Annotated in this window: 21 protein-coding genes; 18 read left to right on the forward strand and 3 right to left on the reverse strand. The window is 69.5% G+C overall.

Going from position 1 to position 25,115, the window contains the following annotated elements:
• Positions 1-2: 2 nt before the first annotated feature.
• From ACQEVO_RS04980 to smc, 7 genes are all read left to right on the forward strand, one after another.
• Complete coding sequence (locus tag ACQEVO_RS04980) at positions 3-1,061, forward strand: PHP domain-containing protein (RefSeq protein WP_432909307.1); 1,059 nt, start codon at positions 3-5, stop codon at positions 1,059-1,061.
• 356 nt (positions 1,062-1,417) lie between these two features.
• The gene (locus tag ACQEVO_RS04985; protein WP_432909309.1) at positions 1,418-2,935 is read left to right on the forward strand and encodes a PstS family phosphate ABC transporter substrate-binding protein; all 1,518 of its coding nucleotides are present in this window, start codon (positions 1,418-1,420) and stop codon (positions 2,933-2,935) included.
• Between the two features lie 220 nt (positions 2,936-3,155).
• On the forward strand, positions 3,156-3,299 hold the full coding sequence (locus ACQEVO_RS04990) for a hypothetical protein (protein WP_432909311.1): 144 nt from the start codon (positions 3,156-3,158) through the stop codon (positions 3,297-3,299).
• Positions 3,300-3,362: 63 nt separating this feature from the next.
• Positions 3,363-3,836 carry an OsmC family protein gene (locus ACQEVO_RS04995; protein ID WP_280401319.1) on the forward strand — a complete coding sequence of 158 codons (474 nt, stop codon included), beginning with the start codon at positions 3,363-3,365 and terminating at the stop codon, positions 3,834-3,836.
• A 29-nt stretch (positions 3,837-3,865) separates the two neighbouring features.
• Positions 3,866-4,132 carry an acylphosphatase gene (locus ACQEVO_RS05000; protein WP_432909314.1) on the forward strand — a complete coding sequence of 89 codons (267 nt, stop codon included), beginning with the start codon at positions 3,866-3,868 and terminating at the stop codon, positions 4,130-4,132.
• A 114-nt stretch (positions 4,133-4,246) separates the two neighbouring features.
• The gene (locus ACQEVO_RS05005) at positions 4,247-4,666 is read left to right on the forward strand and encodes a DUF1707 SHOCT-like domain-containing protein (protein WP_432909315.1); all 420 of its coding nucleotides are present in this window, start codon (positions 4,247-4,249) and stop codon (positions 4,664-4,666) included.
• Between the two features lie 190 nt (positions 4,667-4,856).
• Positions 4,857-8,486, forward strand: a complete 3,630-nt coding sequence (smc, locus tag ACQEVO_RS05010) for a chromosome segregation protein SMC (protein WP_432909317.1) — start codon at positions 4,857-4,859, stop codon at positions 8,484-8,486.
• 275 nt (positions 8,487-8,761) lie between these two features.
• On the opposite strand, the gene ACQEVO_RS05015 is transcribed toward smc, so the two are convergent.
• On the reverse strand, positions 8,762-9,151 hold the full coding sequence (locus tag ACQEVO_RS05015; RefSeq protein ID WP_033241367.1) for a DUF2237 family protein: 390 nt from the start codon (positions 9,149-9,151) through the stop codon (positions 8,762-8,764).
• 167 nt (positions 9,152-9,318) lie between these two features.
• On the opposite strand from ACQEVO_RS05015, the gene ftsY reads away from it, so the two are divergent.
• The 6 genes from ftsY to ffh all read left to right on the forward strand — a co-directional run bounded on the left by ftsY (position 9,319) and on the right by ffh (position 17,800).
• Complete coding sequence (gene ftsY / locus ACQEVO_RS05020) at positions 9,319-11,145, forward strand: signal recognition particle-docking protein FtsY (RefSeq protein ID WP_432909320.1); 1,827 nt, start codon at positions 9,319-9,321, stop codon at positions 11,143-11,145.
• A gap of 251 nt (positions 11,146-11,396) precedes the next feature.
• The gene (locus ACQEVO_RS05025) at positions 11,397-12,701 is read left to right on the forward strand and encodes an ammonium transporter (protein ID WP_432922335.1); all 1,305 of its coding nucleotides are present in this window, start codon (positions 11,397-11,399) and stop codon (positions 12,699-12,701) included.
• A gap of 5 nt (positions 12,702-12,706) precedes the next feature.
• The gene (locus ACQEVO_RS05030; RefSeq protein ID WP_432922338.1) at positions 12,707-13,045 is read left to right on the forward strand and encodes a P-II family nitrogen regulator; all 339 of its coding nucleotides are present in this window, start codon (positions 12,707-12,709) and stop codon (positions 13,043-13,045) included.
• 93 nt (positions 13,046-13,138) lie between these two features.
• Positions 13,139-15,607 (forward strand): [protein-PII] uridylyltransferase, encoded by a 2,469-nt coding sequence (locus tag ACQEVO_RS05035; RefSeq protein WP_432909322.1) that lies wholly within the window; start codon positions 13,139-13,141, stop codon positions 15,605-15,607.
• Positions 15,608-15,775: 168 nt separating this feature from the next.
• Positions 15,776-16,084 carry a hypothetical protein gene (locus ACQEVO_RS05040; protein WP_280401325.1) on the forward strand — a complete coding sequence of 103 codons (309 nt, stop codon included), beginning with the start codon at positions 15,776-15,778 and terminating at the stop codon, positions 16,082-16,084.
• Between the two features lie 150 nt (positions 16,085-16,234).
• Positions 16,235-17,800 (forward strand): signal recognition particle protein, encoded by a 1,566-nt coding sequence (ffh, locus tag ACQEVO_RS05045; RefSeq protein WP_432909324.1) that lies wholly within the window; start codon positions 16,235-16,237, stop codon positions 17,798-17,800.
• 155 nt (positions 17,801-17,955) lie between these two features.
• Here ffh and ACQEVO_RS05050 read toward each other — a convergent pair whose 3' ends face one another.
• Complete coding sequence (locus tag ACQEVO_RS05050) at positions 17,956-19,851, reverse strand: vWA domain-containing protein (RefSeq protein ID WP_432909326.1); 1,896 nt, start codon at positions 19,849-19,851, stop codon at positions 17,956-17,958.
• A gap of 343 nt (positions 19,852-20,194) precedes the next feature.
• Here ACQEVO_RS05050 and rpsP point away from each other — a divergent pair, with 343 nt between their 5' ends.
• The 4 genes from rpsP to trmD are packed head-to-tail and all read left to right on the forward strand — an operon-like array spanning position 20,195 to position 22,108.
• A complete protein-coding gene (gene rpsP / locus ACQEVO_RS05055) occupies positions 20,195-20,644 on the forward strand; it encodes a 30S ribosomal protein S16 (protein WP_432909328.1) in 450 nt (149 codons plus the stop codon).
• Positions 20,644-20,886, forward strand: coding sequence for an RNA-binding protein (locus tag ACQEVO_RS05060; protein WP_030521790.1), 243 nt, complete (start codon positions 20,644-20,646; stop codon positions 20,884-20,886). Before rpsP ends, ACQEVO_RS05060 begins: the two co-directional genes overlap by 1 nt.
• The gene (rimM, locus tag ACQEVO_RS05065; RefSeq protein WP_432909330.1) at positions 20,887-21,411 is read left to right on the forward strand and encodes a ribosome maturation factor RimM; all 525 of its coding nucleotides are present in this window, start codon (positions 20,887-20,889) and stop codon (positions 21,409-21,411) included. It abuts the gene before it with no gap.
• A 10-nt stretch (positions 21,412-21,421) separates the two neighbouring features.
• A complete protein-coding gene (gene trmD / locus ACQEVO_RS05070; protein WP_432909332.1) occupies positions 21,422-22,108 on the forward strand; it encodes a tRNA (guanosine(37)-N1)-methyltransferase TrmD in 687 nt (228 codons plus the stop codon).
• Positions 22,109-22,535: 427 nt separating this feature from the next.
• Here trmD and ACQEVO_RS05075 read toward each other — a convergent pair whose 3' ends face one another.
• Positions 22,536-23,393, reverse strand: coding sequence for a response regulator transcription factor (locus tag ACQEVO_RS05075; protein WP_432909334.1), 858 nt, complete (start codon positions 23,391-23,393; stop codon positions 22,536-22,538).
• An 89-nt stretch (positions 23,394-23,482) separates the two neighbouring features.
• Between ACQEVO_RS05075 and ACQEVO_RS05080 the strand changes: the two genes are divergently transcribed.
• Positions 23,483-25,108 carry an AMP-binding protein gene (locus tag ACQEVO_RS05080; RefSeq protein WP_432909336.1) on the forward strand — a complete coding sequence of 542 codons (1,626 nt, stop codon included), beginning with the start codon at positions 23,483-23,485 and terminating at the stop codon, positions 25,106-25,108.
• Positions 25,109-25,115: the final 7 nt, after the last annotated feature.

Below are 25,115 nucleotides of genomic sequence, written 5' to 3' on the forward strand. Positions count from 1 at the left end.
CGGTGTCCGGCGAGGCGTCCGCTACCAGCGCCCGGCCCGCGCCCGGGCCGGTGGCGGCGCTGCGCGAGATCGGGTTCTGGCTCGAGCGGGGCCGGGAGAAAACGCACCGGGTGAAGGCGTATCGGCGGGCCGCCGATATCGTCGCGGGCCTCGGCGACGACGAGGTGCGCCGGCACGCGGCGGCCGGAACCTGGCAGGAGCTGCCGGGCATCGGTCCCAAGACCGCCGCGGTGATCGAGGAGGCGTACGCCGGTGCGGTGCCCCGGTATCTTGCGGAACTGCGGGCGGCCGCGAAGCCGATCGGACCCGAAGGTGCGGAGCTGCGGTCCCGGTTGCGGGGTGATCTGCACACCCATTCGGACTGGTCCGACGGTGGGAGCCCGATCGCGGAGATGATGGGCTGCGCGGCCGCCCTCGGGCACGAGTACTGCGCGCTGACCGATCATTCACCGCGGCTCACCGTGGCCAACGGACTGTCCGCGCAGCGGTTGCGCCGGCAACTCGAGGTAGTCGCCGAACTGAACGCGGAGCTGGCGCCCTTCCGGATCCTCACCGGGATCGAGGTCGATATCCTCGACGACGGCGCGCTGGATCAGGACACCGAACTGCTCGCCGAACTCGATATCGTCGTCGCCAGTGTGCATTCGCGGCTGCGCGACGACCGCGACACCATGACCCGGCGCATGGTGTACGCGGTGGCGAACCCGCACGTGGACGTGCTCGGGCATTGCACCGGCCGGCTCGTCGAGGGCGGGCGGGGCACCCGGCCGGAATCGGACTTCGACGCCGAGATCGTCTTCGAGGCGTGCCGCCGCTACGGGACGGCGGTCGAGATCAACAGCCGGCCCGAACGGCAGGACCCGCCGGAACGGCTGATCCGGCTCGCCGACGAGATGGGCTGCGAATTCGCCCTCGACACCGACGCACACGCCCCGGGTCAGCTGGACTGGCAGGGCTACGGCTGCGCCCGTGCCGCGGCCTGCGAGATATCGCCGGACCGGATCATCAACACCCGCCCGGTCGATGATCTGCTGGAGTGGACGCGCACCGGGGGTAGCTGAGCGCTCACCCCGTCGGCGAACCGGACACCTGCTGAAATTCGTTTCCGAGGACCCCAGCGGCGGTGAGGTCGTCGTCACCGGGTGAGCGGGAGGGGCGTCACCGGCTAGCGAGGTACGGGCTGGGAGGAGCGATACGGTGCGGGTGAACAAGGTGTGCGCCGGCCGTGCGAGATCGGTGTTGCCGTGCGAGATCGACGTCTACGATGCCCGGATCGCCGCGGGACCGCGCGCGGGCGGGGCGCGGAGTCGATGACGCGGCGGTGAACGGTTACCGAACTCTTCGCCGCCCTACTGGGTTTCGTGCCCGGATGGCCAAAGATGATGCGTAATGGGTGGATTCGGGGTGGTAACGACCGGTGGGTGAACTGCTGTTCAATATTGTGCTCCCGCTCGCCGGTATCGCGATCCCGGTAGGCGCTTTCTTCTGGGAGTTCGTGTTCGTCGGGCGTAAACGGCTCGGCTGGCGCGTACAGATGGACACCCCTGTCACCGGTGAGGCCGAATCGGGGCACGCCGGGGCGCTACGGCAGTTGCGGCAGACCGCCGACGGCTCCGAACGCAATCTGCAAGATCTGTCGGTGGTGCTGGTCCGGATCGAGAACAACGGTGCGACAGCCATCGACGCGGCCGACTACGTGACCGGACAGAACGGCCACGCCGGGCTGCATATCCATTTCCCGCAGCGCCGGGTGATCGGGATGGCAGTCACCGAACTCAGCAATCCGGGGCTCGCCGTCTGTTTCGAACCGGACTCCGGTTTCGGTCACCGCGAACTGACGGGACAGAACGTCGGCGTGATCGACCTGCCGAAGGTCCCGCTCAACCGCTCCGACCACTACAAGATCCTGGCAACCCTCGAACGGACCACGGGCTCGGGTGAATACCCCGAGCCCACGATGCAGGGTGTGGTCACCGGCGGTGGTATCGCCAAGACCCAGGGGCGCTCCGGTGCCTCGCTGCTCATGCTGGTGCTGATCGGTTTTCTGGTCACCGTGATCGCGGCCATGACGGTGCTCAATGTTGTCGAATCCGACGCGGCGCCGAGCGGTTGTGCCACCGGAGAACTCACGGTGGTGGGCTCCACGGCATTCGAAAGCGTGATCCGGGAAGCGGGCGACTTGTACGAGAAGACCTGCCCGGGCGCCGATCTCGACTACGAGTTCGAGGGCACCGACCGCGGGATGACCCGGGTGAGCGACGAACGCGGCCGCGACGGCACCCTGCTCGCGATCGGTGACGCGCCCAACGGTGCCGACTATCCGGGCCTGGTGCAGCGCCCGCTCGCACTGTCGCGGTTCACCGTGGTCGTGGACCCGGACGCGCGGGTCACCGGACTCACCGTCGAGCAGATCCGGGCGTTGTTCCGCGGGGAGGTGACGAACTGGCAGGCCGTGGGCGGTGCGGATCTGCCGGTGCGGGTGGTCAACCGGTTCGCCGGGTCCGGGACCCGGTGGAACTTCGAGACCCGGCTGCTGGGGTCGGAGCAGCCGGCCGAACCCGGTATCACCTGCAACCAGCTCCAGCGCACCGGCGGACCCGGGCGCTGCCAGACGCTGACCACCGACGATGTGCTCACCGAGGTCGCCGAGATGCCGGGCGCCGTCGGCTACAGCGAATACGCGGACGCCGTGGACACCCCGGGCGTGGTCGCCGTGCAGATCGGCGGCAGAACCGCGACACGGGAGAACATCGCCGATGCGAGTTACCCGTTCTGGGGCGTGGAGTACGCGTTCTCCTACGGCGATTTCGTTCCGGGGTCGGTCGGCGCGAGCTTCGTGCGGTTCCTGCTCCGGGAGGGCGGCCAGGATGTGATCCGCCGCTACGGGAACCTGCCCTGCGAAGAGGTCGCCGACCGGTCGCGTTGCTACCCGTAACCGGGGTTTCGTGCGGTGACCGGCAGGTGCGCCGGTGGCCGCCCGCACCTCGCCGCGCCGGGGGAAATCGAGGCGTAAAGATAGCGCAAGCAGCGTGTTTCGCGGGGGCCGGCAGGGGTAGTTTTCCCTTCGCGCCGCCGCTGAGCGCAGCCGGAAATTCCGGCGTCGACGGCGGGTACGCGACCGAGAACGGCCGGGTGAGGTGGACGGAAGGACGGCCATGTCCCTGGTGACCCCGACGTTGATCGCCGGATTCCTCGTCGGACTGCTCCTGCTGCGGGTGATCGCGGCGAACCTCGAGCACCGGGAGCCGCGGCGTATCCGGGTGGCCGCGCCGCGGCCGCGCCCGCTACGCAGAAGGTGAGCCGGGCGGGTACGAACGGGTGCGTATCGTAGCGCCGGGCGGGCGAATGGCAGGATCGCAACCATGGCTGATGACACCACCACCGCGGCTGCCGCGGCCCCGGCCGGCGCGCCGGCGGGGCCGACCACACTCTGGGTCGAGCGGACCGGGACGCGGCGCTATACCGGGCGGAGTTCGCGCGGCGCCGAGGTCCTGATCGGGTCCGAGGGAGTGCCCGGTGTGTTCACTCCCGGGGAACTGCTGAAGATCGCGCTGGCCGCGTGTTCCGGGATGAGCTCGGATTTCCCGCTGTCGCGGCGGCTCGGCGACGACTACGACGCCACCATCCGGGTCTCCGGTGCCGCCGACCGGGAGAACGAGGTGTACCCGCACCTGGACGAGGTGTTCGAACTCGACCTGAGCGAACTCGACGAAGCCGGCCGGGAGCGGCTGCTGGTGACGGTGCAGCGGGCGATCGACAAGGTGTGCACGGTGGGCCGGACCTTGAAGGCGGGAACCAAGGTGACGCTGTCGTTCGATATCGATACCGCCGACTGATCGTGGAGCGGCAGCCGGATACCGGCCCGGTGCGCTTGAGCGCCTGGGTGCACGGATATGTGCAGGGTGTGGGTTTCCGCTGGTGGACCCGGTCTCGGGCGCTGGAACTCGGGCTCACCGGGCATGCCACCAATGCCGCCGACGGGCGGGTGCATGTGGTGGCCGAGGGGGCGCGGCCGGCGGCGGAGGAATTGCTGGCGCTGCTGCGGTCGGGAAGCACGCCCGGCCGGGTGGATCTGGTGGTGGAGAGCTGGGAACCGGCTCGCGGCGGGTTGCAGGGGTTCGTCGAGCGGTAACAGCCCTTTCGACCCCGGGCGCGGGCCCATCCGCCTCTTGACATTCCATAGTGGGAGGAGCACTCTGAGGTTATTCCACAGTGGAGTGTGGGTTTGAGCCGTAAGGGGAGCGCTATGGAGATATCGACGGGCATCCGGGCCTCGGATGCCGAACGCGATCAGTACGTGCGGGAGCTGGGCCGCCATCTGGGTGACGGCCGGATCGATCTCGCCGAATACGACGAACGGGTCGCGCAGGTGTACAAAAGCGCGACCCGGGAGGGACTGAAGGACGTCCTCGCGGATCTGCCCCAACCCTCCCCGGCGCGGATGGTTGCGCCGCGCGACCGGTTCCCGATCTGGCAGCGGATCGAAGCGAGCGCCTGGCTGGGCGTCGGCGCGCTGGTGCTGGTGATCTGGGCGGTGATCTCGCTCGGCGTTGGCGCGTTCACCTATTTCTGGCCCATATGGGTCATCGGCCCGTGGGGCGCGGTGCTGGCAGTACGCGCGGCAACCGGTATCGAGGGCGGCCGCTGCCATCGGCGCAAGGTATAACGCCCGGTAGCCTCGGTGGTATCCGGTCGGCGGACGTGCCGGGGCGCGGGGTCCGATACCACCACCGCCGCCGGCAACCGATCGGCCATCGCCGGTGCGCCGGATAGGGCCTTCCTACAGCGGCCCTATAGCATGGCTGATCGGCCTGAGCGAGGCGGACAGTACATGGAGGCGGAAAGGGTCGTCGGCGTTGCATCTGAAAAGCTTGACGTTGAAGGGGTTCAAATCCTTCGCGTCCGCGACGACCCTGCGGTTCGAACCCGGGATCACCTGTGTGGTCGGTCCGAACGGCTCCGGGAAATCCAATGTCGTCGACGCGCTCACCTGGGTGATGGGTGAACAGGGCGCCAAAGCGCTGCGCGGCGGCAAGATGCAGGACGTCATCTTCGCCGGCACCTCCGGCCGGGCCCCGCTGGGCCGCGCCGAGGTCACGCTGACCATCGACAACTCCGACGGCGCGCTGCCCATCGACTACGCCGAGGTCTCCATCACCCGCCGCATGTTCCGCGACGGCGCGGGGGAATACGAGATCAACGGCAACTCCTGCCGGCTGATGGATGTGCAGGAACTGCTCAGCGATTCCGGTATCGGCCGCGAAATGCATGTGATCGTCGGACAGGGACAGCTCTCGGCCATCCTGGAATCGCGGCCCGAGGACCGGCGCGCCTTCATCGAGGAAGCGGCCGGGGTGCTCAAGCACCGCAAACGCAAGGAAAAGGCCGTCCGCAAACTGGACGCGATGCAGGCCAACCTCGCCCGCCTCACCGACCTCACCACCGAACTGCGCCGCCAGCTCAAACCTTTGGGGCGCCAGGCCGAGGTGGCGCGCCGCGCGCAGACGGTACAGGCCGATCTGCGCGACGCCCGGCTGCGGCTGGCTGCCGACGATCTGGTCACCCGGCGTGCCGAACTGGAAAGCCAGCAGCGCAAAGAGGCCTACGCGCGGGAACAGCAGATCACCGTGCAGAGCGAACTCGACGCGGCGAATGCCGCACTCGCCCAGCAGGAATTCCAGCTCTCCCGGCTCACCCCCAGCGCCGAAGCGGCCGGGCAACTGTGGTTCCAGCTGTCGGCGCTGGCCGAACGTGTCAACGCCACCACCCGTATCGCCGGTGACCGGGCCCGCCACCTCGATACCGCGCCCACCACGAACACCGGCCGCGATCCCGATCAGCTCGAGGCCGAGGCCGACCGGGTCGAGGCGGAGGAGGCCGAGCTCCGCGAGGCGGTCGAGATGGCCGCGGAAACCTTGGAGGCCGCCCGCGACGGGCTCGCCGAACGCGAACACGCCGCCAAAGCGGCCGAACAGGCACATCTGGCCGCTGTGCGGGCCATCGCCGACCGCCGGGAAGGTCTGGTGCGGCTTTCGGGCCAGGTCGAGAACCTGCGCACCAAGGCACAGTCGTTCGACGCCGAGATCGTCCGGTTGACCACCTCGATCACCCAGGCCCGGGACCGCGGGGCCGAAGCGCAGCGCGAATACGACAGTGTGCAGGACGAACTGGCCGAACTGGACGCCGGGGAAGCCGGGCTCGACGCACAGCACGAACATGCCGTCGAGGCGCTCGACCTCGCCGATCGCCGGGTCACCGAACTACGTGCCGAGGACCGGGACGCCGGACGGCGGGTGGCCTCGCTGACCGCGCGGATCGAAGCGCTCGGCATGAACCTGGCCAGCCGCGACGGCGCCGCCTGGCTCACCGAGAACCAGCCGGCCGGGCTGCTGGGACCGCTGTCGGAGCTACTGAGCGTGCACGCGGGGTACGAGGCCGCGGTCGCGGCGGTGCTCGGTCCGGTGGCCGAAGCGGTCGTCGCCGATACCGGGGAGACGGCGGTGAGTGCCGTACGGGCGCTCGGGAAGGCCGATGCCGGCCGGGCCGCGCTGGTCTACGAGGGTGCCGTTGCCGAGACCGGGAGCGATCTCGGCACCGGCCTGCCAGGGGCGGCCCGCCCACTGCGTGAGGTGGTGGACTGCCCGGATTCGGTGCGTGCGGCCGTCCTCGCGCTGACCAGCCGGGTGGTGGTGGTCGACGATCTGGACCGTGCCGCGGAGGTGCTCGCGCAACGCCCGGAACTGCGGGTCGTGACCCGTGAGGGCGATCTGGCGGGCACCGGCTGGCTCATCGGCGGATCCGATCGCGCGCCGAGCCGGCTGGAGATCCAGGCCGAAATCGATACCGCCGAAGCCGAACTGAAGGCGGCCCAGCGGCACGCCGAGGAATTGGAAGCGAGCCTGGCGGGTGCGCTGGAGGAACAGTCCGATCGCAAGGACGCCGTCGATCAGGCCCTGCTGGCCCTGCACGAATCGGACCAGGCTCTCAACGGTATCTACGAGCGGCTCGGCCGGCTCGGTGCGGCCGCGCGGGCCGCGACCGTGGAATCCGAGCGGCTCATCGAGCAGCGGGCGGCGGCCGAGACCGCGCAGGAGGAGGCCGTCACCGCGCTGGCCGAACTCGAGGACCGGCTGCGCCGCGTCGAACTCGAACAGGCCGACACCGACGGCGATACCGCCGACGCCGGCACCGAGGCCGCCGCGCTCGCCCGGGAGGAGGCCGCCGCCGCGCTGGCCGAGGCCCGGGCCATGGAGGTCGAGGCGCGGCTGGCAGTGCGCACCGCCGAGGAACGCGCCGAATCGGTGCGCGGTAAAGCGGATTCACTGCGCCGCGCCGCCCGCGCCGAACGGGACGCCCGGGCCCGGGCCGAACGCGCCCAGGCGGCGCGGCGGCAGGCGGCGCAGGTCGCGGCGGCGGTCGCCGAATCCGGTGCCGAACTGACCGCCGAACTGGAACGGGTGGTGGCGGCCGCCGCCGCCCGGCGCGACGATCTGGTGCGCCGGCGCACCGAATGCGCCACCGCGGTCGAACAGATCAAGGAACGAGTGCGGGCGCTGAGCACCCAACTCGGGCAGCTCACCGACGCGGTGCACCGCGACGAGGTCGCCAAGGCGCAGGCGGCGTTGCGTATCGAACAGCTCGAGACCACGATCGCCGAACAGTTCGGGATCGCCCTCGACGATCTCATCGCCGAATACGGCCCCGGCGTCCCGCTGCCCCCCAGCGATCTGGAGATGCGCGAATACGAGCAGGCCAAGGAGCGTGGCGAACAGGTCAGCGCCCCGGCCCCAATGCCGTTCGACCGCGCTTCCCAGGAGCGCCGCGCCAAACGCGCCGAAAAGGATCTGGCCACCCTCGGCAAAGTGAACCCGCTGGCGCTGGAGGAATTCGCCGCGCTCGAGGAGCGCTACAACTTCCTGGCGACCCAGCTCGAAGACGTCAAGAAGGCCCGCCAGGATCTGCTGGACGTGGTGGCCGAGGTGGACGCGCGGATCCTGCAGGTCTTCACCGATGCCTACGCCGACGTCGAACGCGAATTCGTGCAGGTGTTCTCCGCCCTGTTCCCCGGGGGCGAAGGCCGGCTGCTGCTCACCGACCCCGGCGATATGCTCACCACCGGTATCGAGGTGGAGGCGCGGCCGCCCGGGAAAAAGGTCAAACGGTTGTCGCTGCTGTCCGGCGGCGAGAAATCACTGACCGCGGTGGCGCTGCTGGTCGCCATCTTCCGCGCCCGCCCGTCGCCGTTCTATGTGATGGACGAGGTGGAGGCCGCGCTCGACGACACCAACCTGCGCCGCCTCATCGGCCTGTTCGAACAGCTGCGCGAGAAGAGCCAGCTGATCGTCATCACCCACCAGAAGCCGACCATGGAGATCGCCGACGCCCTCTACGGCGTCAGCATGCGCGGCGACGGAATCACCCAGGTGATCTCGCAGCGATTGCGTGGGCAGAATCTCGCCCCCGCCCCAGCTGCCGCCCCGACCTGATCGCTCCCGCGACGACGGGCCGGGTAAGCGTCTCGGGATGGCCCCGGCGGCGTGAGTGGTTTCCGGTTCACAGCGGGATGCGCGGCCCCGACCAGAGAGGACCGGGATCGTTGCCGATCCCCACGGATCGCCGCCCTCGCGCCGGTTGATCGGACTGCCCCGGACGATGAATCCGGCGTTCGTCCGCGAGGGCATCGGGCATCCGCTGCGCGGCAGCCCCGCGCCGCTGCTCGGCACGGGTGCCGGAATCGTCGGCGCGCGACCGGTGGCTTCTCTCAGAGCAGGTCGCTGACGTCGTCGGGGACGTCGACCGCGTATTTTCGCAGGATCTCCATCGATATCACTTCCAGGGCATTCTCATGGGTCGCCGCCAGTATCACCGGAGCGGCGACACCGTCCTCGTGCGCGTGCAGCCAGCGCACCGCCACCACACACCACCGGTCTCCGGGCTGGAGGCCGGGAAAATTGTTCTCCGGACGCGGTGTGCTCAGATCGTTGCCGATGGATGCCTGATGCTCCAGGAACTCGGCTGTGACGACCGTGCACACGGTGTGGCTGCCCAGATCCTCCGGGCCGGTGCTGCAGCAGCCGTCCCGGTAGAACCCGGTCAGAGGATCGGTGCCGCACTCTTGTAGCGGACCCCCAAGCACGTTTCGATCGGTCACATCGCCGATCCTATTGGCCTGCCGCGAGAACTTCCGCAGGACAAGAAATCTCACCGGCGGTGTTCGCGGGGCTGAGCTGGGAAAGCGCAGCGCATGGGAGTGCGGCCGGTGATGGCCGCCGCGCGGGCCGGGCGGGGTCGGCGGCGGCCTGCGGCGGCTCTGCAAGGATGGGCGGTGTGAGTGCGCAAGCCTGGATTCTGATCGCAGCGATCGCCGCCGTACTGCTGGTCGCGCTCGTGGCCGGTTTCGTCCGGTACCGACGCGGCCGGGTCTCGCTGACCCCGCCGGCCGAGAAAGGGGAACTGGCCGACCGGTCGGGTGGTTACCAGGCGGCGGGCGGGTTCACCTTCAGTCAAGGCGGGCAGGGCGCCACCGCCGCACCCGCACGCCCGAGTCCACCCGCGCCGCCGAGTCCCACTGAGCGGACGGATACCGAGGGCCAGCCCCATATCGGTGACGACGCCGCGGTACCGCGCGACGCCCCGCGCAGGGGTATCACCGATGTCCGGCTGCCGGATACGGTCGACACCGCCACCGCGCCGCCGGCCGAGCCCGGGGCGGCCGCGCCCACCACGGATTCCGCGGCGCCGGAAGCGCCGCCGGCCACGCCAGGGGAGGCCGCTGCCCCGGAGAAGCCTGCGTCACCCACCGCCGCCGACGCGGCCGCACCCGCCCGGCCCGATGCGCTACCGAAGGGCGCCGATACCGCGGCTCCGCAGGACACCGGCCCGGCGGCGCCACCGGACACCGGCACGACAGCGTCGCAAGGCACCGGCACGGCGGCTCCGCAGGACACCGGGGGTACCGCGTCCGCCGACACCGGCACCTCGACGCCGCCCGAGGCCGAACCTGCCGCTGCTACAGAATCCGGGTCGACAGCTCGGCCGGAGAACGGCGTGAGCGGCACCGCCGCGGGCGCTACCACCGCACCGGATACCGGCACCGCACCGGCGCAGCCCGCCGACCGGCCGGCCACGGCACCGCCCGTTACGCCACCGCCTACCGGCGAGGCCCCTGTGGTGGCCCCCGATACCGCGGCCGGGGCGCACCTCGTGCCGGATGTCGAGGAGATCGCGCCCACTTCCGGCCGGCTGACCAAACTACGCGGCCGGCTGTCACGGTCGCAGAATGCCGTCGGCAAGAGCCTGCTGGGCCTGCTCGGCGGCGGCGACCTCGACGAGGAATCCTGGGAAGAGGTCGAGGACACGCTGATCCTCGCCGATATCGGTACCGCCGTCACCACCGTCATCGTGGAGCGGCTGCGCGAGGAGATGGCGGCCCGCAGCGTGCGCACCGCCGACCAGGCGCGGGCGGTGCTGCGCGATGTGCTGATGGAATCGCTGCGGCCCGAACTCGACCGTTCCGTCCGGGCCCTGCCGCATGCCGATCATCCGTCGATCCTGCTCGTGGTCGGCGTCAACGGCACCGGCAAGACGACCACCACCGGCAAACTGGCGCGGGTGCTGGTCGCCGACGGCCGGCGCGTACTGCTGGGCGCGGCCGATACCTTCCGCGCCGCCGCGGCCGACCAACTCCAGACCTGGGGCGAACGGGTCGGCGCGGAAACCGTCCGGGGTAAGGAAGGCGCCGATCCGGCCGCCGTGGCCTTCGACGCGGTGACCACCGGAATCGAGTCCGGGGTGGACGCGGTGCTCATCGACACCGCCGGCCGGCTGCACACCAAGACCGGGCTGATGGACGAACTCGGCAAGGTCAAACGGGTGGTGGAGAAGAAGGCGTCGGTGGACGAGGTGCTGCTGGTGCTGGACGCCACCGTCGGGCAGAACGGGCTCATGCAGGCCCGTATCTTCGCCGAGGTCGTCGATATCAGCGGCGTCGTGCTGACGAAACTGGACGGCACCGCCAAGGGCGGGATCGTCTTCCAGATCCAGCACGAACTCGGTGTCCCGGTGAAACTCGTCGGCCTCGGCGAGGGCGCCGATGATCTCGCTCCGTTCGAACCGGCCGCCTTCGTCGACGCATTGCTCGGCTGACCGGGCCGGCGGCCGGGGTGTCCAGCCACCATGACACCGCGGCCGCCGATTGCCTCACCGTTGCCGTGCCGGCGACCTCACACACCCCGGTGACCGGCGCGTTCGGCGGCGGCAACACACTCGAAACAAAACGGCGCGATCCATTCACCTAGGTGAAACACCGGGGCGTCACGGATGAAACACCGAATGAGGACCCTTCTGTAGCGGGCCCGAAGTCGTGCAGGCGGCGGGCCGGAAGATGAGGGAGGTAACTGGTGGAAACCGTGATCGGAGCGCCCAATGCCGGCGATACCGCATGGATATTGACGAGCGCCGCGCTCGTACTGCTGATGACACCCGGCCTGGCGTTCTTCTACGGCGGTATGGTCCGTGGCAAGAACGTGCTCAACATGATCATGATGAGCATCAGCGCGATGGCCGTCGTCACAGTGCTCTGGGTGCTGTACGGCTTCTCGGTCGCCTTCGGGACCGACAAGGGCGGCCTACTCGGGGATCCGGGTCAGTTCTTCGGCCTGAAGACGCTGATCGCCGGTTTCGGTGACGAATCGGCGGGTGTCCCGCTGATCGGGAACATCCCGGCGACCGTCTTCGTCGCCTTCCAGGCGATGTTCGCGATCATCACCGTCGCACTGATCTCCGGTGCGGTCGCCGACCGGCTGAAGTTCAGCGCATGGCTGGTGTTCAGCGCCATCTGGGCCACCGTGGTGTATTTCCCGGTCGCGCACTGGGTCTGGGGTGGCGGCTGGATCATGGAGAAGGTCGAGGCCATCGACTTCGCCGGTGGTACCGCCGTCCACATCAACTCCGGCGCCGCCGCCCTTGCGCTGGCGATCGTGGTCGGTAAACGCGCCGGCTGGCCGAAAACCCCCTTCCGGCCGCACAACCTGCCGTTCGTCATGCTGGGCGCCGCGCTGCTGTGGTTCGGCTGGTTCGGGTTCAACGCCGGCTCGGCCGCTGCCGCCGACGGTGTCGCCGGTGCCGCCTTCATCACCACCCTGGTCGCCACCGCCGCCGCGATGATCGGCTGGCTCGTGGTGGAGAAGATCCGCGACGGGAAGCCCACCTCGCTGGGTGCCGCCTCCGGTATCGTCGCCGGCCTGGTCGCCATCACCCCGTCCTGTTCCTCGGTGAACGTGCTGGGTGCGCTGGCCATCGGCGTGATCGCCGGTGTGGTCTGCGCCCTCGCCGTGAGCCTGAAGTTCAAGTTCGGCTACGACGACTCGCTCGATGTCGTGGGTATCCACATGGTCGGCGGTATCCTCGGCACGGTGCTGATCGGCCTGTTCGCCGCTCCCGAGGCGCCCGCGGGTGCCGAGGGCCTGCTCTACGGCGGAAATCTCGAACTGCTGGGCCGGCAGACGCTCGGTGCGGTCGCGGTGCTCGTGTACTCCTTCGTGATCGCGCTGATCATCGCCTACGCGATCAAGTTCACGATCGGGCTGCGCGCCGATGCCGAAGCGGAGTCCAACGGTATGGACGACTCCGAACACGCGGAAACGGCATACGATTTCGCTGCACTGGGTGGTACCGCACGTTCGGCCGGCAAGGAGGCATGAACCCCATGAAACTGATCACCGCAATCGTCAAACCGTTCACGCTCGAAGACGTCAAAACCGGTCTGGAACAGGCGGGCGTATTCGGTATGACCGTGAGTGAGGTCCAGGGCTACGGCCGGCAGAAGGGCCATACCGAGGTCTATCGCGGCGCCGAGTACTCGGTCGATTTCGTTCCCAAGGTGCGGGTCGAGGTCGTGGTCGACGACGCCATGGTGGACCGGGTCGTGGACCTGATCGTCGACGCCGCGCGCACCGGCAAGATCGGCGACGGCAAGGTCTGGGTCTCCCCGGTCGAGACCATCGTCCGGGTCCGCACGGGCGAACGCGGCACCGACGCGCTATAGAGCCGCTGCCGCACCGGCAGCGGGTGTAAACGACGACAGCGGCCCCGCTCCCACCGTTACCGGTCGGGGCGGGGTCGCCTGTGTGAACGGGTGGTGGTTTGGTTGGGTGAGGACCGGCAGAAGCGGGAACACGGGCGGGCCGCCGCACCGCAGGGGAAATCCGCGGAACTGTCGCAGGGGGCCGCCGATCTGGTTCGCGCCCGTGATCAGTTGCTCGGCGGCGGGCAGCCGCGGCATCCGCGCCTGGACGCCGAATCCCTGCGTTCGGCCCTGGTGGACCTGTACGAACTGTGGCTCACCGGTAAGGGCACCGAAATCGGGATCACGCCGGACAGCGGGCTGGCGATCATGGCGGTCGGCGGACTGGGCCGGCGCGAGATGTTGCCGTACTCCGATCTGGATCTGGTGCTGCTGCACGAGGATATGGATCCGCAACGGGTCGCCGAGATCGCCGACCGGCTCTGGTATCCGCTGTGGGACGCCCACATCAAACTCGACCACAGTGTGCGCACCGTCCCGCAGGCGATGAAGGTGGCCGCCGGGGATCTGGTCGCCGCGCTCGGCATGCTGGACGCCCGGCATATCGTGGGTAATCCCGACCTCAGCGACCGGATCATCGCCGGTATCCGCAAGGAGTGGCGGCGCGATATCCGGGGCCGCTTCGACGAACTGGTCGGCGGGGTCCGCGCCCGCTGGGAACGCAGCGGCGAGGTCGCTCACCGCACCGAACCCGACCTCAAGAACGGCCGCGGCGGGTTACGCGATATCCAGCTGCTGGACGCGCTGGCCATCGCGCAGCTGACCGACGCCATGCCCGGTCTGGGGCCGGACGCACCGGGCGGCGGTCTGGCGCAGGCACATCGGCGGCTCCTGGATGTCCGCACCGAACTGCATCGGGTCGCGGGCCGGTCGCGCGACCAGTTACGCGCCCAGGACGCCGACGAGATCGGCGCGGCGCTGCGTATCGGCGACCGTTTCGATCTGGCCCGCACTCTCAGCGACGCGGCACGCACGGTCGGGTATTCGGTGGATGTCGGTTTACGCACCGCCGGTAACGCGCTACCCCGCCGAGGCCTGGCCCGTTTGCGGCGGATGCCGGTCCGCCGGCCCCTGGACGAGGGTGTGGTCGAACACGCGGGGGAGGTGGTGCTGGCCCGCGACGCCCGGCCGCAGCGCGATCCCGGCCTGGTGCTGCGGGTGGCGGCGGCGTCCGCGCAGACCGGTCTGCCGATGTCGGCGACCACCTTGAACCGGCTCTCCGAGGACGCCCCCGAACTGCGCGAACCGTGGCCCAAGGACGCTCTCAACGATCTGCTGGTCCTGCTCGGCGCCGGCCGCGGGGTGATCGACGCGGTGGAAGCGCTGGACCGTACCGGCCTGTGGGGCAGGCTCCTTCCGGAATGGGGTGCGGTCCGCGACCTGCCGCCGCGCGACGCCCTGCACATCTGGACCGTGGACCGGCATTCGGTGGAAACCGTCGCCTACGCGAGCGCGCTGAGCACCCGCGTCGCCCGGCCCGACCTGCTCGCACTCGGGGCGCTGCTGCACGATATCGGCAAGGGCCGCACCGAGGATCACTGTGTGGTCGGCGCCGAACTGGCCACCCAGATCGGCCGCCGGATGGGGTTGTGGCCGTCGGATGTGCAGGTTCTCAGTGCGCTGGTGCGTCATCACCTGCTGCTCCCCGATGTCGCGACCCACCGCGATATCGACGACCCCGCCACGGTGCAGTACGTGGCCGATGCGCTCGAACACGACCCGCGCCGGCTCGAACTGTTGCACGCGCTGGCGGAAGCGGATTCGCTGGCCACCGGCCCGGGTGTATGGGGCGAGTGGAAAGCGACCCTGATCGGGGAGCTGGTCCGCCGCTGCCGCACCGTGATGGCCGGTGAGGAACTCCCCGAACCCGAACCCATCCCCGACGAGTTGCTGGCTCGCGCGGCCGTCGGCGGTGTGCATGTCGAATTGACCCAGGGGGACGGTAAATACAGCTACCTCGCCACCGTGATCGCCCCGGATACTCCGGGTTTGCTGGCCGACACCGCCGGGGTCCTGGCGTTGCACTCGCTGCGAGTGCTCTCCGCCTCGGTGGGTGGCGCGGGAAACTCGGCGATCAACACCTTCGTGGTGACACCGACCTTCGGCGCCCCGCCGGACGCGGGCCTGCTGCGTCAGGAACTCAAACGCGCGACAGCCGGTGAACTCGATGTGCGGGCGGTTTTGGCCGCGCGGGAACGCGATACGCCCGGCGCGGCCCGCTACGCCCAGGCCGAACCCCGCCTGCTGTGGACGCCGGCGCCGGTCGACGGCCAGTTCCTGCTGCAGTTACGGGCCGAGGACCGAATCGGTTTGCTGTGCCGGCTGTCCGCGGCGCTGGCGGCCGCGGGTGCCGATGTGCGCTGGGCCAAGGTGGTGACCATGGGATCGTTCGTCGTCGATGTCTTCTGCGTGGATCTGGGCGAGGACAGCGGTCCGCAGCGGCTCGCCGCGATCGAAACCGCCGTGCTGGCGGAGGTTCCGCGCCCGGCCCCGCGTAAACCGCCGGAGCCGGAACGCACCTGACCGGGCCGTCCCCCACCCGGGCGGGTCGGTGGGTTTCGCGTGGTCACGGTGCCGAAGGTCACCGTTGCGCGTCGATTGCCCTGCAGTTGCTAACGGATCCGGAGCCGGGCCGTCCTCGGCCCCTACGATTCGGGAGTCAGCTGTCGCGCTCATGAGGGGAGCAGGTCGGTGGCAATCCAAGTGGTGACTTCGTCGATCATGACCAGCGATATGACCCCTCATATCGCCCGATGTGTGGGTGAGGCCTACTGGGTGGTGACCTGGCTGCCCGGGCGGACTCTCACCGAGGATCAGGCGATGGCGGCCATGAACGTGGCCGCCGCCGTCGCGACCACCGGCGTCCCCCCGGACGACGACTGGTCGCAGCTGGACTCCCTGGCCCGGGGCCTCGGCCTCACCGGCCGGGAAGCGGCCTATCTCGTCGCCGTGGAACAGCACGACTATCAGCGCGGTTTCTCCACACCCGCGCCGGGCTGACCGGCCGCGCCGGGTTCCGGCGCCGCGACCTTCCCGAGTACAGTGCGGGCACCGACAGTGCGTGCCGGGTCACGCCTGGGCGCCCGCTACGCTGGGACCTCCCATTACCCTGGGACTCAGTGATGACACTCGAGATCAGGAGCGCGCCAGGTGTTCGAATCCCTTTCCGACCGGTTGACCGGTGCCCTGAAGGATCTTCGCGGTAAGGGACGTCTGTCGCCGGCCGATATCGACGCCACCTGCCGGGAGATCCGCCTGGCGTTGCTGGAGGCCGATGTCGCGCTGCCGGTGGTACGCGGTTTCATCGCCCGGATCAAGGAGCGCGCCAAGGGTGCGGAGGTCTCGGCCGCCCTCAACCCGGCCCAGCAGGTAGTCAAGATCGTCAACGAGGAACTGGTCGGGATCCTCGGCGGGGAGACCAAGCGGATCACCCTCGCCAAGACTCCGCCCACCGTGATCATGCTCGCGGGCCTGCAGGGCTCCGGTAAGACCACACTCGCCGGCAAGCTCGCCAAATGGTTGCGTGACCAGGGGCATCAGCCGCTGCTGGTGGCCTGCGATCTGCAGCGGCCGGGTGCCGTCACCCAGCTGCAGGTGGTGGGTGAACGCGCGGGTGTCTCGGTGTTCGCGCCGCATCCCGGTACGTCGATCGGCGGTGGGGAGAACGCGCTCGGCGTCACCGCGGCCGATCCGATCAAGGTCGCCGAATCCGGCGTCGCCGAGGCCCGTGCCAAACAGTTCGACGTGGTGATCGTCGATACCGCCGGCCGCCTCGGTATCGACGCAGAACTGATGGCGCAGGCCGCCGGGATCCGCGACGCGGTGCAACCGGACGAGACCCTGTTCGTCCTCGACGCCATGATCGGCCAGGACGCCGTCTCCACCGCCGAAGCGTTCCGCGACGGTGTCGGGTTCACCGGTGTCGTGCTCACCAAACTCGACGGTGACGCCCGCGGCGGCGCCGCGCTGAGCGTGCGCAACGTCACCGGTGCGCCCATCATGTTCGCGTCCACCGGCGAGAAGCTCGAAGATTTCGATGTCTTCCATCCCGACCGGATGGCGAGCCGCATCCTCGGGATGGGCGATGTGCTCACCCTCATCGAGCAGGCCGAGCAGGTCTACGACGCGCAGCAGGCCGAGGAGGCCGCCCGCAAGATCGGCAGCGGTGAGCTCACGCTCGAGGATTTCCTCGATCAGATGCTGGCCATCCGCAAACTCGGCCCCATCGGCAACCTGCTCGGGATGCTGCCGGGCGCCGGGCAGATGAAGGATGTCCTGGCCCAGGTCGACGATAAACAGCTCGACCGGGTGCAGGCGATCATCCGCGGTATGACGCCGGCCGAACGGGAGAATCCGAAGATCATCAACGCCTCCCGCCGGCTGCGTATCGCCAACGGGTCGGGAGTGCAGGTTTCGGATGTGAACCAGCTGGTCGACCGGTTCTTCGAGGCCCGCAAGATGATGACGGCGATGGGCCGGCAGATGGGCATGCCCGGCGGAAATCGCCGCAGCAAGAACCGCAAGGGCGGTAAGAAGGGCAAGAAGGGCGGTCGCGGGCCGACCCAGCCGAAGATGCGTGGCGGGTTCCCGGGGATGCCGGGTATGCCCGGTGGGGGCGGTATGCCGGATCTGTCGAATATGCCGCCCGGTCTCGACCAGCTGCCGCCCGGGCTGGAGAACTTCGATCTCTCGAAGTTCAAGTTCCCGGACAAGTGATCCGGCGGTAGACCGCAGCGACGTCGCCGCCCCGTTGTGCAGGCCGGGCGGCGCAGGTGCGCGGACAGCTGCGCCCGCGGTGCCGTATCGCCTGCGTGATCGCGGCACGGCTCGTCTCCCCTGAGCGGTTCGGCCTGCTCAGGGGAGACGCCGGCTCAGTGCTTGCGGCGCCGCGCCAGTAGCAGTGCCCCGGCGAACGCCGCCACTGCCACCACCACGGCGCCCGCGAGGGCAACCCACACCAGCGGGGATACCTCACTATCGGCGGTTTCCCCGGCTTGCGCGACCGCGTCGCCGGGGGCCACCTGCTTCGAGTTCTCGCCGAATGTCGCCTCGCCCGCGGCATCGCCGTCCGCGTACTGCGGCCCGGGTTCCGGCTCGCCGGTGACAGCGACCTCCAGCTCGATCGGCACCGGCGCGACGGCGCGGGTGCTGTGGATCGTCGGACTCAGTTTGACCGCTATGTAGTGCCAGCCCGCGACAGCTTGATCGGCGACCGCGCCGCGTTCTTCCCGGTTGCGATAGCGGATAGGGGCGGTCGCGAGCGCCGGATCGTTGCTCGGCAGGGTTTTCTCGGTGCCCGCGTAGGAGTTGGTGTCGGAGTCGAGTTCGGCACGGTACGGGTTGTAGAGCGAGGTCGCGATATTCGAGGTGTACTCGCTGCCTTCCTCGGAACTGTTGCCGAACCGCACCCGGTAGGCCAGCCCCTGGCCCCAGTCCACCTTCACCCGGTAGAAGACGAACTCGCCGCGCTGGACGGTATCGGTGTAGCGGCCGGTACCCGGCAGATCCGCCGCGACATTGAACGAACCGCCACCGACGACCGGCACGACAGGCGTCATGGGTGCGGTGAACTCCACCGGCTGGGTCACCGCCGCGGGACCGGGGTCGGTGACCGCCGGTTCCACGCCGATGTTCAGCTCGATCGGCAACTGTGCGGGCGCGCCGTCGGAGATATGTGCCCATTCGAGCGCGAAATAGTAGCGGCCGCCACCCCGGCAATTGTCCCTACTCGCGCTACCGGAATCGGCTTCGGCGGCACCTCGCCAGGCACTGCTGACCGTCAGCGCCACCCCGTCGATGGAACGGGTCGCCAGCTCGCTTTCCAGGCTGTGGCAATCCTGGCCCTCGGCGCCGTAGACCCGCAGATCGAGCCGGTTGTTCGACGTGGACGCGTCGCCGTTGCCGCGGGGGAACGACACCGTACCGCTGAAGTACGCGGTCGCACCGTCGGGTACATCCACGGCGTAGTACTGCGTTTTCTTCTGCCCGACCACGTCCAGATACTGCCCGGGCCCGGCCACCGGAGCCTCTCGCCAGCCCGGCGCGCCTGTCAGGGGCAGCCCGACCGGTGCGTAGCTGCGCAGAGCGACGGCGCTGACCCGAGGCAGCACCTGCCCGAGTGTCGCGCCGTCGGCCGCATCGGTGTAGGTGCCGCCGGTGCTCTGGGCGATACAGGTCAACTGCGCGCGCGAGGCATCGTCGACCCCGAAACCGATGGCGTGCATCACGATCTCGTTCGCCTGGGCGCTGAGTTCGCGCGCGACATCACAGGGGTCCGGGGGTGCGCAGGTATCGAGACCGTCGGAGACCAGCACGATCGAGCGCGGTCCCTCCTGGGGCAGTGCGGCGGCGGCAGCCCGCAGCGAGGCGCCGATCGGGGTGTAGCCACGGGGGACGATCCGATCCGTCGCCGCGGTCAATGCCGGCTTGTCGATGGTTTCGGCCGGGTGCAGGATCTGCACGTCCTGGCAGCCCGCGGCCTTCTCCGCATCCGAGTTACCGGTGCCGGTGCCGTAGGCGGAGAGGCCGACTTTCGCGTTGTCCGGCGCCGCGGTGACGAAACTGCGGACGGCGTTCTTGGCCGCGTCCATCTTGGTACCGCCGCCGGGATCGGCCGCCAGCATCGAACCCGATGCGTCCAGTACCAGCATCGTCGGGGCGTACTCCGTCCCGGCCTGGGGCGACTGCTGCGCGAGCGCGGGCATCGCGACCGGTACCGAGGCGATCACCGCCGCTGCCGCCGCGGCGAGGACTCTGTTCAGAAACAACACGCTGTCCGTACTCCCGATCGTTGCCGCCGCGCGGACAGCGCGACCCAGCGGACACTACGCACGCGCACCACGGCCCGCCACCGGGCGGTACGGTTGTCCGGTAGTCACGGTATTCCCGATCGACGGGTCGCTGCCGGGCACCGGCGGCCCGGCGGAGCGGATGCGATTTCGATGCCGGGACCTGCGTCTGGCAGAATGGTCGATCGTCCTTCCGGACAGTGTCAGCCCGTCTCCGGTTACGTACCGCGCGGCGGTCACACACTTCATTCGCAAAACCGGGCTCGCGAACCGCGTGAGTCGCTGAATTGCGCCGTGACCACAATGAAAGGCAGATCAGCAGATGGCTGTTCGCATCAAGCTCACCCGTATGGGCAAGATCCGCAACCCGCAGTACCGCGTCGTCGTCGCGGACGCCCGCACCCGCCGTGACGGCCGGGCCATCGAGTCCATCGGCAAATACCACCCCAAGGAAGAGCCCTCGCTGATCGAGATCGATTCCGAGCGGGCCCAGTACTGGCTGGGTGTCGGCGCGCAGCCGACCGAGCCCGTGCAGCGGCTGCTGGAGATCACCGGCGACTGGCAGAAGTTCAAGGGCCTGCCGGGCACCGAGGGCACCCTCAAGGTCGCCGAGCCCAAGCCGTCCAAGCTGGACCTGTTCAACGCCGCGCTGGCCGCCGCCGACAACGAGCCCACCACCGAGGCCGTGACCCCCAAGAAGAAGGCCAAGAAGGACAAGGAAGAGGCCGCCGAGGCGACCGAATCCGGTGAGTCCGCCGAGGCTGCCGAGTAATGAGCGTCGTCGTCGCCGATGCCGTGGAACATCTGGTTCGCGGTATCGTCGCCAATCCCGATGATGTCCGCGTCGAGCTGATCACCGGCCGGCGCGGGCGCACCGTCGAGGTGCACGTCCACCCCGACGACCTGGGCAAGGTCATCGGCCGGGGCGGCCGCACCGCGACCGCGCTGCGCACCCTCGTCGCCGGTATCGGCGGCCGGGGTATCCGGGTCGACGTGGTCGACACCGATCAGTAGATGGAACTCGTAGTCGGCCGGGTCGCCAAATCGCACGGCGTGCGCGGCGAACTGGTCGTCGAGGTACGCACCGACGAGCCGGAGGCGCGTTTCGCGCCCGGTTCGTCGCTGCGCGGCCGGGCGCCACGCTCGAACGAGGTCCGTGAATTCACCGTGGAGTCGGCCCGAGAGCATTCGGGCCGGCTTCTGGTGCAACTGGCCGGGATCACCGATCGGGGTGCGGCGGACGCCCTGCGCGGGACATTGTTCCTGGTGGACAGCGAGGATCTCGGCCCGTCGCAGGACCCGGACGAGTACTACGACCACGAACTCGAGGGCCTGCGCGTGGAACTGACCGACGGCACCGCTGTCGGGACCGTCCTCGAGGTGCTGCATTCCGCGGCCGGTGAACTGCTGTCGGTCCGCGCCGCCGAGGGGGGTCGCGAAATCCTGATCCCGTTCGTCACCGCCATCGTGCCGACGGTGTCGATCGCCGACGGGCTGATCGTGATCGACCCGCCCGAGGGTCTGCTGGATCCCGAATGAGGTGCTCGTCGTGAAGATCGACGTGATCACGATCTTCCCGGAGTATCTGGAGCCGTTGCGCACCGCGTTGCTGGGCAAGGCCATCGACAAGGGCTTGCTGTCGGTCGACGTCCACGATCTGCGCCGCTGGACCCACGATGTGCACAAATCCGTGGACGATTCGCCCTACGGCGGCGGCCCCGGCATGGTCATGAAGCCCACCGTCTGGGGCGACGCCCTCGACGAGGTATGCCCCGACGACGCCCTGCTCGTTGTCCCGACCCCGGCCGGTGCCCCCTTCACCCAGGCCACGGCCACCCGCTGGGCCGGCGAACGACATCTGGTCTTCGCCTGTGGTCGCTACGAGGGAATCGATCAGCGGGTATTCGACGACGCGGCCCGCCGGGTCCGGGTCGAAGAGGTCAGTATCGGCGACTACGTCCTCATCGGCGGTGAGGCCGCGGTGCTCGTCATCACCGAAGCGGTGGTGCGCTTGATTCCGGGTGTGCTCGGCAATCAGCAATCGCACGAACAGGATTCGTTCTCCGACGGGCTACTCGAAGGACCCAGCTACACCCGCCCGGTGAGCTGGCGCGGTCTCGAGGTCCCGCCGATCCTGCTGTCCGGTGACCACGCCAAGATCGCGGCATGGCGCCGGGAACAGGCGCTGCTCCGCACCCGTGACCGCCGCCCGGATCTACTGCCCGGAGACAACTGATCGGGCCGGGGCGCCGCGGACACCGAACGGGATTCGCCGGGTGAGCAGGACTCACCAGCGGGCGCTCCGGGGTGTGCGGCACCGCATCCGATGCGGCCCCGAAACCCGCGCCGAGACCGCGGTCGTCTGCTGCCGGACCCCGGGTGAACGATCGTGTCGCGCGGTAGTGCGGCCGCGCGACACGGCGGTGCGGCCCGCTCAGGTTCAGGTGATCGATCATCCACCCGCCGTCGCGCGGCCCCGCTGGGTACGCCGCTCGCCGGGGTCGTGCCGAGTCGAGCCTGCTCTGCTTGCGCCATCGTTGTTTCCCGCCGAGTTGATCGAAGCCGCCGGGCAGGGATCGCGGGGCCGCCGCAGTGGGGCGGCCCCGAGACCGGGAGTGCAAAGCGGTACGACGAGCTGACGGGTCGGGTTGCCGGTGGCCGGCTCAGGGGATCAGGCGGAAGCGCCGGGCAGTGACCACTGCCTCGTGCCGGGAGCCGGCGTCGAGTTTGTGCATGGCGCTGCGCAGATAGCTTTTCACTGTCTCGGGGCCGAGGGAAAGGCGTTGGGCGATCGCCTGATTCGAGCAGCCCAGTGCGACCTGTACCAGGACGTCGATTTCGCGGCGGGACAGCCGGGGAGCCTCGGGCCCGGGCTCGCCGCACAGGGCCCGGGTCAGTTTGTCCCCGAGTGCGCGCAGAATTGTGCGTACTTGCTCGTCGGCGGTGGACGTTTCGGCAAGGGTGCGTAGTTCCGCCTGGACCGCCCGCATTTCCTCGGCGAGCGCGCCATCGGTGGCGGGTGCCGGTGCCGCGGCGTTCAACAGTCGTAGCCGCCGGTCCACCTCGTCGCGGATGGTGATCTCCGTGGCCAACCGGCGACCGGCCTGCAGCAGCGCCTCGGCCGTGCGTCCGCCGATCGGCCCGGATCCGCGCGTGGCCGCGTACAGCACGGCGCGGGAGCGATTCTGCACGACCACCGGAACTGCCACCACCGATCGGATGCCCTCGCTCAGCACCGGGCCGTCGTAGTGATGGGTGATCGACAGGGCGTTGCTGTAGTCGGTCACCGACGCCGGCCGCCGGGAATCGAGGACCTGGCCACCCAGACCGGAGGCGCGGTGTACCGACAGACCACGCAAGCCGTTGGTACGGATCCCGCAGAACTCGCTGAGCAGCAAGGTACCGGCCTGGACTTCCCCGCCGAAGACCACCGGAACCCCGGTGGTGCCCGCGACCCGGCGGATCTCGGCCCGGAGGGCGTCGCCGTCGCGGGGGCGTAACAACGCGGGAGGAGTGGTCATGGAGCTTTCACCCCTTTTCGGGGGTAGTGCCGACAAACTGTGACCTACATCCTATTGCAACACCGGATCGACGACCGAGGAGATGCGAGATGGGTGCCGACCCGAACGCGCGGGTGCGTGAACTGCTGGACACCTACGACCGTGCCGACGCCTGCGCGGCCGAGCTGCTCTGCGACCGGCACCCGGCCGATTCCGTCGCGTTCACCGTGATCGAGAGCGATCTCTCGGCGGCCGATCTCACCTACGGTGAACTGCGCGTACGGTCCGAGCGCTTCGCCGAAGCGCTGGCCGGCCTCGGGGTCGGGCCGGGCGACCGAGTGGCCACGCTGATGTCGAAATCGGCGGACCTCGTGGTGGTTCTGCTGGGTATCTGGCGGCGCGGCGCGGTGCACGTACCGCTGTTCACCGCCTTCGCCCCGCCGGCCATCGCGTTCCGGTTGCAGGCCAGTGGTGCCGCGCTGGTCATCGCCGATCCGGACCAGGCCGGCAAGCTGGCGCCGGGCGGGGATATGCCCGTCGACCCGCCCTGGCAGACGATCGTCGCCGGCGCCACCGATCTCCCGGGCGCACTGCGTATGGACGAACTGCCGTCGGCCGGCGCGGCGGTGGCGCCGGTGACGGTCGGCGGGGACGGTCTGCTCGTGCAGCTGTTCACCAGCGGTACCACCGGAACGCCGAAGGGCGTGCCGATTCCGGTCCGCGCGCTGGCGTCCTTCCACGCCTATCAGGAGTTCGCGCTCGATGTCCGCCCCGGCGACGTCTTCTGGAACGCCGCGGACCCCGGCTGGGCCTACGGCCTCTACTACGCCATCCTCGGCCCGCTGGTGTCGGGCACCCGGAGCCTGCTGCTGCACGCCGGTTTTTCCCCGGAGCTCACCTGGGAGGTGCTGCGCCGGTTCGGGGTCACCAACTTCGCGGCCGCGCCGACCGTCTACCGGGCGTTGCGTGCGGGCTCCGGGGGCCGGCCGGTCCGGCTGCGGCGGGCCTCCTCGGCCGGTGAACCGCTGACACCGGAGGTGGTCGCGTGGTCGGCCGAAGCGCTGGGGGTCGCGGTCCGCGACCACTACGGCCAGACCGAACACGGCATGGTGATCTGCAATGCCTGGCACGACGACCTGAACGCGGTGGCCCCGGCCGGTTCGATGGGCAGGGCGCTGCCCGGCTGGGAATGCGCGGTGCTCGCCGACGACGCCGATACCGAGGTACCCGCCGGCCAGGTCGGCCGGATCGCGATCGACACCCAGCACAGCGCGCTGCAGTGGTTCCTCGGGTACCTGGACGCACCCGAACGCACCGCGCAGCGCTACACCGCGGACGGCCGCTGGTACCTGACCGGCGACGCCGGATCACGCGACGCCGACGGTTTCTTCCATTTCTCGGCCCGCGACGACGATGTGATCATCATGGCGGGCTACCGGATCGGCCCGTTCGAGGTGGAAAGCGTGCTGGTCATGCACGAGGACGTGGCCGAGGCCGCGGTGGTCGGCCTGCCGGACGAACTCCGCGGCGAGGTATTGGAAGCGTTCGTGGTGCTGCGCGACGGGGTCGCGGCGGATGCCGCCCTGGAAGAACAGTTACAGACCCTGGTGAAGAAGAAATTCGCCGCACATGCCTACCCGCGGCGGGTGCATTTCGTCCTGGGCCTGCCGAAGACCCCCAGTGGCAAGATCCAGCGTTTCCTGCTCCGGGAGCGGGGCAGCGCCGCCACCGGATAGCCACGTC

This window comes from Nocardia sp. CA-290969, assembly GCF_050936135.1.
Lineage (GTDB): Bacteria > Actinomycetota > Actinomycetes > Mycobacteriales > Mycobacteriaceae > Nocardia.

Coding starts and splice junctions, on each gene's coding strand:
- ACQEVO_RS04990 (WP_432909311.1), top strand. CDS start 3,156: ATGTCCCTGGTGACCCCGACGTTGATCGCCGGATTCCTCGTCGGACTG.
- ACQEVO_RS04995 (WP_280401319.1), top strand. CDS start 3,363: ATGGCTGATGACACCACCACCGCGGCTGCCGCGGCCCCGGCCGGCGCG.
- ACQEVO_RS05005 (WP_432909315.1), top strand. CDS start 4,247: ATGGAGATATCGACGGGCATCCGGGCCTCGGATGCCGAACGCGATCAG.
- ftsY (WP_432909320.1), top strand. CDS start 9,319: ATGGGCGGTGTGAGTGCGCAAGCCTGGATTCTGATCGCAGCGATCGCC.
- ACQEVO_RS05030 (WP_432922338.1), top strand. CDS start 12,707: ATGAAACTGATCACCGCAATCGTCAAACCGTTCACGCTCGAAGACGTC.
- rpsP (WP_432909328.1), top strand. CDS start 20,195: ATGGCTGTTCGCATCAAGCTCACCCGTATGGGCAAGATCCGCAACCCG.
- ACQEVO_RS05060 (WP_030521790.1), top strand. CDS start 20,644: ATGAGCGTCGTCGTCGCCGATGCCGTGGAACATCTGGTTCGCGGTATC.
- rimM (WP_432909330.1), top strand. CDS start 20,887: ATGGAACTCGTAGTCGGCCGGGTCGCCAAATCGCACGGCGTGCGCGGC.
- ACQEVO_RS05075 (WP_432909334.1), bottom strand. CDS start 23,393: ATGACCACTCCTCCCGCGTTGTTACGCCCCCGCGACGGCGACGCCCTC.
- ACQEVO_RS05080 (WP_432909336.1), top strand. CDS start 23,483: ATGGGTGCCGACCCGAACGCGCGGGTGCGTGAACTGCTGGACACCTAC.